This window comes from Streptomyces liliifuscus (assembly GCF_016598615.1).
GTDB lineage: Bacteria > Actinomycetota > Actinomycetes > Streptomycetales > Streptomycetaceae > Streptomyces > Streptomyces liliifuscus.
Genome location: NZ_CP066831.1, coordinates 3,238,020 through 3,248,825, shown reverse-complemented (window position 1 = coordinate 3,248,825; position 10,806 = coordinate 3,238,020). Strand labels below are relative to the sequence as shown.

General features: G+C 71.0%; 10 protein-coding genes. 9 read left to right on the top strand and 1 reads right to left on the bottom strand.

Annotated elements, in window-relative coordinates; all coding sequences use genetic code 11:
* The first annotated feature begins 140 nt into the window (after positions 1-140).
* Genes JEQ17_RS13670 through JEQ17_RS13660 form a run of 3 tightly spaced genes read left to right on the top strand, consistent with a single transcriptional unit; the run spans position 141 to position 2,070 of the window.
* Positions 141-1,133, top strand: a complete 993-nt coding sequence (locus tag JEQ17_RS13670) for an AraC family transcriptional regulator (RefSeq protein ID WP_234048191.1) — start codon at positions 141-143, stop codon at positions 1,131-1,133.
* Positions 1,034-1,765, top strand: coding sequence for an AzlC family ABC transporter permease (locus tag JEQ17_RS13665; RefSeq protein ID WP_234048719.1), 732 nt, complete (start codon positions 1,034-1,036; stop codon positions 1,763-1,765). Before JEQ17_RS13670 ends, JEQ17_RS13665 begins: the two co-directional genes overlap by 100 nt.
* Positions 1,762-2,070 (top strand): AzlD domain-containing protein, encoded by a 309-nt coding sequence (locus tag JEQ17_RS13660; RefSeq protein ID WP_200395525.1) that lies wholly within the window; start codon positions 1,762-1,764, stop codon positions 2,068-2,070. Before JEQ17_RS13665 ends, JEQ17_RS13660 begins: the two co-directional genes overlap by 4 nt.
* A 156-nt stretch (positions 2,071-2,226) precedes the next feature.
* Here the strand turns inward: JEQ17_RS13660 and JEQ17_RS13655 are convergent, their stop codons facing one another.
* Entirely contained in the window at positions 2,227-3,171 is a 945-nt protein-coding gene (locus JEQ17_RS13655; RefSeq protein WP_200395524.1) for a hypothetical protein, read from the bottom strand.
* An 80-nt stretch (positions 3,172-3,251) separates the two neighbouring features.
* On the opposite strand from JEQ17_RS13655, the gene JEQ17_RS13650 reads away from it, so the two are divergent.
* The 6 genes from JEQ17_RS13650 to JEQ17_RS13625 all read left to right on the top strand — a co-directional run bounded on the left by JEQ17_RS13650 (position 3,252) and on the right by JEQ17_RS13625 (position 10,800).
* Entirely contained in the window at positions 3,252-3,446 is a 195-nt protein-coding gene (locus JEQ17_RS13650) for a DUF3046 domain-containing protein (RefSeq protein ID WP_055618504.1), read from the top strand.
* Between the two features lie 60 nt (positions 3,447-3,506).
* On the top strand, positions 3,507-4,766 hold the full coding sequence (locus tag JEQ17_RS13645; RefSeq protein WP_200395523.1) for an AI-2E family transporter: 1,260 nt from the start codon (positions 3,507-3,509) through the stop codon (positions 4,764-4,766).
* Positions 4,767-5,039: 273 nt separating this feature from the next.
* Complete coding sequence (recA, locus tag JEQ17_RS13640) at positions 5,040-6,167, top strand: recombinase RecA (protein WP_200395522.1); 1,128 nt, start codon at positions 5,040-5,042, stop codon at positions 6,165-6,167.
* 3 nt (positions 6,168-6,170) lie between these two features.
* Positions 6,171-7,154 carry a recombination regulator RecX gene (gene recX, locus JEQ17_RS13635; protein ID WP_200395521.1) on the top strand — a complete coding sequence of 328 codons (984 nt, stop codon included), beginning with the start codon at positions 6,171-6,173 and terminating at the stop codon, positions 7,152-7,154.
* Between the two features lie 383 nt (positions 7,155-7,537).
* Positions 7,538-8,272 carry a winged helix-turn-helix domain-containing protein gene (locus JEQ17_RS13630; protein ID WP_200395520.1) on the top strand — a complete coding sequence of 245 codons (735 nt, stop codon included), beginning with the start codon at positions 7,538-7,540 and terminating at the stop codon, positions 8,270-8,272.
* Positions 8,269-10,800, top strand: a complete 2,532-nt coding sequence (locus JEQ17_RS13625) for an ABC transporter permease (protein WP_200395519.1) — start codon at positions 8,269-8,271, stop codon at positions 10,798-10,800. The genes JEQ17_RS13630 and JEQ17_RS13625 overlap by 4 nt, the downstream gene beginning before the upstream one ends.
* The last annotated feature ends 6 nt before the right edge of the window (positions 10,801-10,806 follow it).

The following is a 10,806-nucleotide window of genomic DNA, read 5'->3' as shown; positions in this document are numbered from 1 at the left end:
GTTTGCTTTCACGGGGGTGCAGTCGACGCGCCATCCGCTGCGGGCGGACACCCCCGGACCGGCCCCTTCCGTTGTCCGGCGGCTGCTGGGCGTGGGGTGTGCCCGTCTCGTGTTTGCCCCGGTGGCGGAGAATGGGGGGCATGGCTGGAGCTGGGAAGGAGCGGGCTCGGCACTGGCAGTATGCGGAGCTGCCCGGTGTCGATCTGCTGCGGGCTCGGTATGTGCAGAAGACCTTTGTCCGGCATACGCATGAGAACTTCGTCATCGCCGCCATCACCGATGGTGTCGAGGTCTTCCGGCACGGTGGGGCGGATCAGTACGTGGGGGTCGGCTCGCTGGCGCTGGTCAATCCCGATACGTCGCACACGGGGCGGGCAGGGGTGCCCGAGGGCTGGCGGTACGGGGCCGTCTATCCGTCGCCGGAGCTGGTCGCGGAGATCGCTGCCGAGACCACCGCTCTTCGTGGCACTCCGGGGTTCGTGAGCCCGGTTCTCGATGATCCGTATGCCGTGACGCTGGTTCATCAGGTGTTGCGGGCCGCCGAGGAGGGCAACGCGCTCGCTGCCGACACCTTGTTGCGCGTTGCCGTGACCCGGTTGCTGCGGGTGAACGGCGGGCCGCTGCCGGAGCGGGTCCTGCGGACCGCGGGAGCCGGGGTGGCGGCACGCGCGCGTGCCGTTCTCGAGGAGCAGATCGTGGAGCCGCCCACTCTGGAGCGGCTCGCCGGCGATCTCGGGACCAGTCCCTTCGCGCTGTTGCGTGCCTTTCGGGACGCCTATGGGATGCCCCCGCACGCGTGGCTGACCGATGTCCGGGTACGGCGTGCGCGTCGGTTGCTGGACTCGGGTGTCGCGCCCGCGGAGGCGGCCGTCGCGGTGGGGTTCACGGACCAGCCGCACCTCAATCGGCACTTCACGCGGATCGTGGGCGTGCCGCCGGGCGCGTATCAGCGCGAGCGCAAGAACGTACAAGAATCGCGGCGGGAGATTCTCGTACCGTCCGGGGCGTGGCAGAACACGCAGCTCTCGCAGACATACGCAGTGAAGACGGCGGAAAACCCGACGCCGCCGTCGTACGGGACGCCCTCGGAGTCGGGGTCGCCGTCGGACTGTCCGGGTTCGCCTTCGGCGTGACCTCGGTGGGCAGCGGGCTCACGCTGCTGCAGACCTGCGCACTGAGTCTTCTGGTGTTCACCGGCGCCTCCCAGTTCGCACTGGTGGGGGCGCTGGCAGGCGGGGGGAACCCGTTCACGGCCGCGGCGGGCGCGTTCTTCCTGGGGGTGCGCAACGCCTTTTACGGACTGCGTCTGTCGCAGTTGTTGGCACTCCCGCGCGCGGTGCGGCCGTTCGCCGCCCAGTGGGTCATCGACGAGACCACCGCCGTGGCCCTCGCCCAGCCCACGCGGCGCAGCGTGCGGATCGGCTTCACCGTCACCGGGCTCACCCTCTACGTGCTGTGGAACCTCACCACGCTGCTCGGCGCGCTGGGCGCCGACGCCATCGGCGACACCGACGCCTGGGGCCTGGACGCGGCCGGGCCCGCCGTCTTCCTGGCGCTGCTCGCGCCCATGATCAAGACCACCACGGAGCGGGTTGTCGCGGGGCTCGCGGTCGTCCTGGGGCTCGGGCTGCTGCCCGTCCTGCCCGCCGGTGTTCCCGTCCTGGTGGCCGCGCTCGCCGCCCCGGCCGTCCTGTGGGCGGAAGGGCGTCGCCGGGCGCGCACCGGGCCGGCCGAAGACGACGACACCGTGGGGGAGGGGCGTTGAACATCTGGATCGCCATCGGCCTCACCGCCGTCGGTTGCTATGCCGTCAAGCTCATCGGGCTGCTGATTCCCGCGGGCCTGCTGGAGCGACCGCTCGTCCAGCGGCTCGCCGCTCTGTTGCCCGTCGCCCTGCTGGCCGCCCTCACGGCCCAGCAGACGTTCGCCGACGGACGCGTCCTGGTGCTGGACGCGAAGGCGGCGGGGCTTGCCGCGGCCGGCGTGGCGCTGCTGTTGCGTGCCCCGTTCCTGCTGGTCGTCGCCGCGGCCGTGCTCGTCACGGCGGGGGTGCGGGCGATGGCTGGATGAGGAGGGCCGGGCCGGGGAGGGGCGGGCTGAGGTGACGTTTGGGCTGAGGAGGGGCACGCGTGCGTGTGCACCCTGATCAAGGTCCCGTCGGCGATCGGCAGCGGATTTTGGCGGCCATTGGTTGGGACAGGTCCGCGAGCGGGATGGGCGGCGATGTCATCCGACGGGCAGTCCATGGGCCCGCAGGGTGCGCAGGGCCTCGATCGTCTCGATCGGGCGTGCCTCCAGGGCCGTGCTCGGTGCCCACTGGCGTCGGCGGGTCGGCCAGCCGCCGTCCTCCTGCTGTCGGCTCACCAGGAACTCCAGGGAGCCCGTCATCTCGGCGTCGGTGAACCACGCGCGCGCGAGTGAGCCCGGGGTCTTCGCGTAGTCGTACGGGAAGTGGTGCTCCCCCGGCGCGTAACCGGGGGCCACGGGGAACGCGTCGAGACGCGCCGGGTCCAGCGCCGCGAGCCGGTGCTCGCGCACCAGGCGGCCGAGCCGGTCGGCGGCCGCCTCCGCGCGCGGGCGGTCGGGCGCAGAGTCCAGGAAGGCCACGGCCGCCTCGATCTCGTACGGATGCGACTTGTCCAGGGACTCCACCGCCTGCCAGCAGAAGTCGGTGGCCCTGAACAGCCAGGCGTGCCAGACCTCGTTGCGGTGCAACAAGCCCACCACGGGGCCGGTGGCGAGGAGTTCGCTGGGTGGGTCGTCGACGATCGGCAGGAAGGGCGCCGCCGGAAAGCCGCGCTGGCTGGGATGGATCGTCGGCAGTGCCCCGTCCTGCGTCGACACGGAGGTCAGATAGCGGCACATGCGCTCCACCCGCTGCCCGCCGCAGCGCCCGATCGAGTCCAGGACGCGCAGAGCGTGCCCGGTGTGCAGGGGCTGGCTGACCGGGCCGCGCAGATCGGGTTCCAGCGCGTGACCGTACCCGTCGTCCTCGTTGCGGTAGGCGGACAGCGCGGTCTCGACCGCGTCCGCACTGCCACCCAGGAAGTGGTACGCGAAACGATGCTGCTCCAGCACGCGCGCGGTGAGCCAGACGAAGCGCTCGGCGCGGGCGAGGGGGGTGTGCGCCGGGGGCGTCGGGGGGAGTGGAGATGCTCCTGTTTCGGCCATGAGTCAGACCGTAGGACGGAAAGCGTTCTCGGCAAGCGGTCCCGGCCCTGGCCCACTCTCAGGGGCGGGATACTGGAGTCATGCGGTTGACGGTCTTCTGGCAGCGAATGGCGGATCACTTCGGAGCGGGGTACGCCGATACCTTCGCGCGCGACCACGTGATGTCGGAACTCGGTGGACGCACGGTGCGGCAGGCGCTGGACGCGGGCTGGGAGGCGAAGGACGTGTGGCGCGCGGTGTGTACAGCGGTGAACGTTCCCTACGAAAACCGCTGACGGGCCACGAAGATCCGGGGGCGGGGGTCGATTGTCGGAGGCGTGGGCGAGACTTGGTCCGTGGCATCGACAGATGAGACCGCGCACGTCGGTCAGCAGGCATCCCCGCTCGGCACGACACCCCCCAGGCCCCCGGCCGGGAGCGCGGCCGAGACGGGTGCCCGCATGCCGCGCTGGCTGCCGCGGGCCATGGTGCTCGCCCTCACTCTCATCGCCTGTTTCCAGCTGGGCAGTTGGGCCTTCCACGAGCTGACCGGGCTGCTGATCAACATCCTGATCGCGTTCTTCCTGGCGCTCGCCATCGAGCCCGCGGTGAGCTGGATGGCCTCGTACGGCATGCGCAGAGGCCTGGCCACCGGGATCGTGTTCCTCTTCGTGATGATCGCCAGCGCGGGCTTCGTCACGCTGCTCGGCTCGATGCTCGCGGGACAGATCATCGACATGGTCGAGGACTTCCCGAAGTACGTCGACTCGGTGATCAGCTGGATCAACACGACCTTCCACACGGAGCTCAGCCGCGTCGACATCCAGGAGGGCCTGCTGCGCTCCGACTGGCTGCGGAAGTACGTGCAGAACAGCGCGAGCGGTGTCCTGGACGTGTCCACACAGGTGCTGGGCGGACTCTTCCAGCTCCTGACGATCACACTGTTCGCCTTCTACTTCGCCGCCGACGGCCCACGGCTGCGGCGCGCCCTGTGCTCCGTACTGCCGCCCGCCCGGCAGGCCGAGGTGCTGCGCGCGTGGGAGATCGCAGTCAACAAGACCGGCGGCTATCTGTACTCGCGCGGGCTGATGGCCCTGATCTCCGGCGTAGCTCACTACATCCTGCTGGAGTCCCTCGGCGTGAACTACGCGCCCGTGCTCGCAGTCTGGGTGGGCCTGGTCTCGCAGTTCATCCCCACCATCGGCACGTACCTCGCGGGCGCCCTGCCGATGCTGATCGCCTTCACGGTCGACCCCTGGTACGCGCTGTGGGTGCTGATCTTCGTCGTGGTCTACCAGCAGTTCGAGAACTACGTGCTGCAGCCCAAGCTGACCGCGAAGACCGTGGACATCCACCCGGCGGTCGCCTTCGGGTCGGTCATCGCGGGCACCGCACTCCTCGGCGCGGTCGGCGCGCTGATCGCCATCCCGGCGGTCGCCACGCTGCAGGCCTTCCTGGGGGCCTATGTGAAGCGGTACGACGTCACGGACGACCCCCGGGTCCACGGGCGCCGGCAGCGGACCACGGGCACTCTCCTCGCACGCATACGTCGCGCGCTGAAGGGGCCCCGGGAGGCGCGGGCGGCGGAGGACGAAGAACCCCGCGACGCCTCCTAGCGCACCGGCGCGGCGCCCGTACGACCCTGGAAACAGGCGGGAGACACGGCTCGCGACACGCTCCCGTCGAAGCGCGTGGTGCGCTTGACACCAAAATCGAACATCCATTCTGATGGAGGCTCCGGCGAAGCCCGAGACGGGATGTCGACGGGGATTTGGTGGAGAAGCGCCCGAGTTATCCACAGGCCGGACGGGCGTCGGGGCGCATTGTCAGTGGCAGGCGTTAGCGTCTTTGACGTGAAGCGATCGACTCAAGCAAATCGGGTGGAACCCATGGCAGCAGGTACTGACCGCGAGAAGGCGCTCGACGCCGCTCTCGCCCAGATTGAACGGCAATTCGGGAAGGGCGCGGTGATGCGCCTCGGCGAGCGGCCGAACGAGCCCATCGAGGTCATCCACACCGGGTCGACCGCACTCGATGTCGCACTCGGCGTCGGCGGTCTGCCGCGCGGCCGCGTGGTCGAGGTGTACGGCCCGGAGTCCTCCGGCAAGACGACCCTGACCCTGCACGCGGTGGCGAACGCGCAGAAGGCCGGCGGCCAGGTCGCCTTCATCGACGCGGAGCACGCCCTCGACCCCGAGTACGCGAAGAAGCTCGGCGTCGACATCGACAACCTGATCCTGTCGCAGCCGGACAACGGCGAGCAGGCTCTGGAGATCGTGGACATGCTGGTCCGCTCCGGCGCCCTCGACCTCATCGTCATCGACTCCGTCGCCGCGCTCGTGCCGCGCGCGGAGATCGAGGGCGAGATGGGCGACTCGCACGTGGGTCTCCAGGCCCGCCTGATGAGCCAGGCCCTGCGGAAGATCACCAGCGCGCTCAACCAGTCGAAGACCACGGCGATCTTCATCAACCAGCTGCGCGAGAAGATCGGCGTGATGTTCGGCTCCCCGGAGACCACGACCGGTGGCCGGGCGCTCAAGTTCTACGCCTCGGTGCGGCTCGACATCCGCCGTATCGAGACGCTGAAGGACGGCACGGACGCGGTCGGCAACCGCACCCGCGTGAAGGTCGTCAAGAACAAGGTCGCCCCGCCCTTCAAGCAGGCCGAGTTCGACATCCTCTACGGGCAGGGCATCAGCCGCGAGGGCGGCCTGATCGACATGGGCGTGGAGAACGGCTTCGTCCGCAAGGCCGGCGCCTGGTACACGTACGAGGGCGACCAGCTCGGTCAGGGCAAGGAGAACGCGCGCAACTTCCTCAAGGACAACCCCGACCTCGCCAACGAGATCGAGAAGAAGATCCTGGAGAAGCTGGGCGTCGGTGTGAAGCCGGAGAAGCCCGCCGCCGAGCCGGGCGCGGACGCGGCGGTGTCGGCAGCGTCGGACGAGGCCGCGAAGACGGTTCCCGCTCCCGTTGCCAAGGCCGTCAAGCCCAAGGCCGCGGCGGCCAAGAGCTAGTCCGTGACACGGCGAACCGACTGGGCCGAGTACGTTCACCCCGCCGCCTCCGAAGGGAAGAGGCGCGGGGGTGACAGCGGCACGGCCGGAGACAGCGACAGGGCATACGACACTGACGGGCCGTACGGTCTCGGGGCCTGGGACGCCAAGGCCGCGTACGGCGATCCGGAGGGGGACGGACGGCCGGACGACAGCCCGCGCCGCGATGACGGTCCGTACCGCGGCGACGATTCGCGGGACGGTGACACCACGCCGAGCGGCGGCTCGCGCCGCGGCTCCGGCCGACGCGGTGACGACGGCTGGTCGTACGAGGGCGACGGCCCGCAGAGCACGGGGGAACGGGGTGCCGGAGCCCCGCGCGGTGGCGGCCGTGGTGGACGTGGCCGCGGTCGGCGGCGTGGTTTCGGCGAATCGCCTGCCGACGGCGACCCACAGGACGGAGGCTCCTCTGCCTCGTCGAGGGCCGAGAAGGGGGAGCCCCCAGGGGACCCGGCTGAGCGGGCGCGGGGCATCTGCCTGCGCCTGCTCACCGGGACCCCGCGCACGCGGAAACAACTCGCGGACGCGTTGCGCAAGCGCGAGATCCCGGACGACGTGGCGGACGAGGTGCTCTCCCGCTTCGAAGAGGTCGGGCTGATCAACGACAGTGCCTTCGCCGATGCCTGGGTGGAGTCACGGCATCACGGCCGGGGCCTGGCCCGGCGGGCGCTCGCCAGGGAGCTGCGGACCAAGGGCGTGGACTCCGCACTGATCGACGAGGCCGTCGGACAGCTCGACTCCGAGCAGGAGGAGACCACCGCACGCGAACTCGTCGCTCGCAAGCTGCGCTCCACGCGCGGCCTCGACCGCGACAAGCGGATACGACGCCTCGCGGGCATGCTCGCCCGCAAGGGCTACTCCGAAGGCATGGCCCTCAGAGTGGTCCGGCAGGCGCTGGAGGAAGAGGGCGAGGAAACGGAGTTCCTCGATGACGGCGAGGGGTTCTGAGACGGGCCCTTGAGGAGGCGTGGGGCTGCCTCCGGGCCGACCGGTTCCGGGCCCCGGGCACGGTGGACGCGCGGGGGCGCCCATCGCATCCGGGTCCGGGCCGGGACGGGGTGGAGCGTGGTGGGGCAGTGCAGGGCAGGGCGGAAGGGGCTGGGCGGGGCGCGGGTTCCCGGGGCCAGCACTGACACCGACGCCAGCACTGACGTCAGCACCGACATCGGCGTCGGAAGCCCGCGCCGGCACCGGAGCGCCCCGCTCCGGACGAGCACCAACTCCCCTCCGGGAAGCCTCCGTTGCCAAGAGCGAGGGTGGGGTTAACCCCCGGTCCAAGACGCTGGCCGACCGCAGTGCACAGACCCCTGTGCACAGGCGACTGTGTACGCATGGCACAGGAACCCGGCGCCACCGACCCTGCTGAGCAGGGACGCACGCGTCCCGACCCCGCGAAACCGGAGCACACAGCTCCCGACCCCGACCCCCGCCCGGCCCCCGTCGAGCTCTCCGATCTCGCCGCGCTCAAGGCACTCGCCCAGCCCCGGCGGCAGTGGATGCTGCAGCACCTCACTGTGCACGGCCCCGCCACGTCCGCGACGCTCGCCAGGGCGCTCGGGCTCAACACCGGGGCCACGAGCTACCACCTGCGCGAACTCGCGCGCTACGGCTTCGTCGAGGAGACGGGCACCGCCGGACACGGCCGCGAACGTTGGTGGCGAGCCATACCCGGCGACCGCCGCTTCCCGCCGCGCAGCCGTCAGAGCCCCGAGATGCGGCTCGTGATGGACGAGCTGAACCACCACGCGTACGCCGCCGACCTCGAACTCTTCGAGCAGCTCCAGCGGGACGCGGCGGACGAGCCATGGGCCGACGCCTTCCCGTACTCGCGCGGCACGATCCGGCTGACGCTCCCCGAACTGCGCGAGTTCTTCGAGGAGTACATCGCGCTCCTCAACCGCTACAAGCGTCCCGAGGCGGACACGCCGGCCGACGCGCGCACGGTACTCACCCGATTCCTCGCCTTCCCCGCCCAGGCCGCCGCCGCAGACGCGCCCGCCCCTGACTCCCCGCCCGGCTCCGCTCCCGACACCGCAGACGACGGAAGAGAGACCGAGACCCCATGATGCTTCGCTACGCCCTGCGGACCGTCCGCCACCGCAAAGGCGGATTTCTCGGTGCCTTCCTCGCCCTGATGTGCGCGGCAGCCCTCATCACCGCCTGCGGCACCCTCCTCGAAACCGGACTGCGCGGCACCATCGGCACCGAGCGCTACGCCGCCACCCCCGTCGTGGTCTCCGCCGACCAGAACGTCCACCAGACCACGGTCAAGCAGAAGAAGGGCAAGACGAAGACCAAGCACAAGGCCAAGCCCATCGCCGAACGGGCCTGGCTGTCCGAGAACCTCACCACGAGGCTCAGCCGAGTCCCCGGTGCCGAACGTGTCATCCCCGAACTGACCTTCCTCGCCGAGCCGTTGACGCCCACCGGAACCGGCGGTCGCACCGCCTACGGCCACGCCTGGGACTCAGCGGCCCTCACGCCGTACACCCTCGCCACCGGAACCCCTCCCCGAGCCCGGGACGACCTGGTCGTCGACCGCTATCTCGCCGACCGAGCCCGGCTGAAGCTAGGCGACCGCGTGACCGTCCAGTCCACCCAGAGTCCGCGCACGTATCGCATCACCGGCATCGCCGCGCCCAGTGGAGACGAGATACGCCACCAGACCTCGCTCTTCTTCTCCACCGCCGAAGCCCGTCACCTCGCCGCACACCCCGGCCAGGTCACGGCGATCGGCGTCGTCCCGGCCAGGGGCACCGACACCGCCGACCTCAAAGCAGCCGTGGCCAAGGCGTTGCGCGGCACGACCGCGCAGGTCAGCGCAGGAGACGAGCGCGGTCCCGTCGAGTTCCTGGACGCGGCCGCCGCCCGGATCAAGCTCGTCAGCATGGGAGGAGCGATGGGCGGCACGTCCCTGCTCGTCGCCGTCCTCGTGGTCGTCGGCACCTTCGCGCTCTCCGTGCAGCAGAGGCACCGCGAACTCGCCCTGCTGCGCGCCATCGCCGCCACACCGGGACAGATCCGCAAGCTCCTCGGCCGCGAGGCCCTGTTGGTCGGCGCGGCCGCCGGAGTCGCCGGAGCTCTCGCTGGGCTACCGCTCGGCAGCTGGCTGCACAGCAGGTTCGTCGCCCTGGGAGCCGTGCCCGCCACGCTTCAGCACACCGTCAGTGTGTTCCCGCTGTTCGCCGCCGTCGCCGCCACCCTCGTCGGTGCCTGGGCCGCGGCTCGTGTCTCCTCACGCCGCATCGCCCGTATTCGCCCGGCCGAGGCGCTCGCCGAAGCCGCCGCCGAGAGCGGCCGCCCCGCCTGGGGGCGCATCCTCGCCGGGCTCGTGCTGCTCGCCGGAGGTACGGTCCTCGTCGCCGTACTCAGCATCCTGCGAACCGAGCCGGCATCGACTCCCGTGACGTTCCTGGCCGTTGTCGTCCTCGCCTCGTCCGTCGCCCTGCTCGGCCCGCTCCTGGTGAGGGCGGCCGCGGCGGTCCTGGGCGCCCCGCTGCGACTCAGCGGCCCGGGCGGCAGGCTCGCCACCGCCAATCTGCGGGGCAACGCCGCCCGCATGGCCTCCGTCGTCACCCCGCTCACCCTCCTCATCGGTATGACCTGCACCGTCCTCTTCGTCCAGCCGACCCTGGGACACGCCGCCCGCGCCCAGGCCCGCGAGGGCATCCGCGCGGACTGGGTCCTCGCCGCCGAGGGCCCCGGCGTCCCGGCAGAAGCCGCACGGCAGCTGCGTACGGACCGCGATGTCGCCACCGAAGTCGTCCGGACGACCGTCCGTGTCGGCCTCGACAAGTACGCGGCACAGGGCGTCAGCCCCGCCGGCCTCACCCGCACCTGGGACCCCGACGTCACCGCCGGCTCCCTCGCCGAGCTCACCAACAAAACCGTCGCCGTCAGCGAACTCGCCGCGGACCAGCTCCACTTGAAGCCCGGCAGCACGCTGAAACTCACCCTCGGCGACGGCACGCCCGCCACCCTCACCGTCGCCGCCGTCTACGCCAAGGGCCTCGGCTTCGGTGACCTCACCATGGCCCACGACCTGGTCGCCCGCCACGTCGACAACCCGCTCGCGGCAACCGTCCTCGTCTCCACCGCCCGTTCACAGGAAGAACTCGCGGCCGCCGTCCGGAAGTTCCCGGGAGTCCGGGTCGTCTCACCGGCCACCGCGGACTCGCTGCAGGCCGAGCGCCTGCAGGCCAACGCCGAGGTCAACTACTTCGCCATGGGGCTCGTTCTCGCCTTCACCGCCATCGCGGTCGTCAACACGCTCGCGATGTCGGTCTCCGAGCGTGTACGGGAGTTCGCGCTGCTCCGACTCGCCGGTGCCACGCGTCGCCAGGTACTGCGGATGCTGCGGACCGAGGCCCTGTCGGTGCTGCTCCTCGCCACGACCCTCGGCAGCGGCATCGCGCTCGCCGTCCTCACTGCCTTCAGCATCGGGATGACAGGCAGCGCGGCCCCGGCCGTCACACCCCTGGTGTACGTCACGGTGGTCGCCGCCGCCGGACTGCTCGCCCTCGTCGGCACCGCGCTGCCGGGCCGGGTGGCCCTCAAGGCGCGGCCGGTCACGGTGGCAACGGCCAGGGAGTGACCTGAG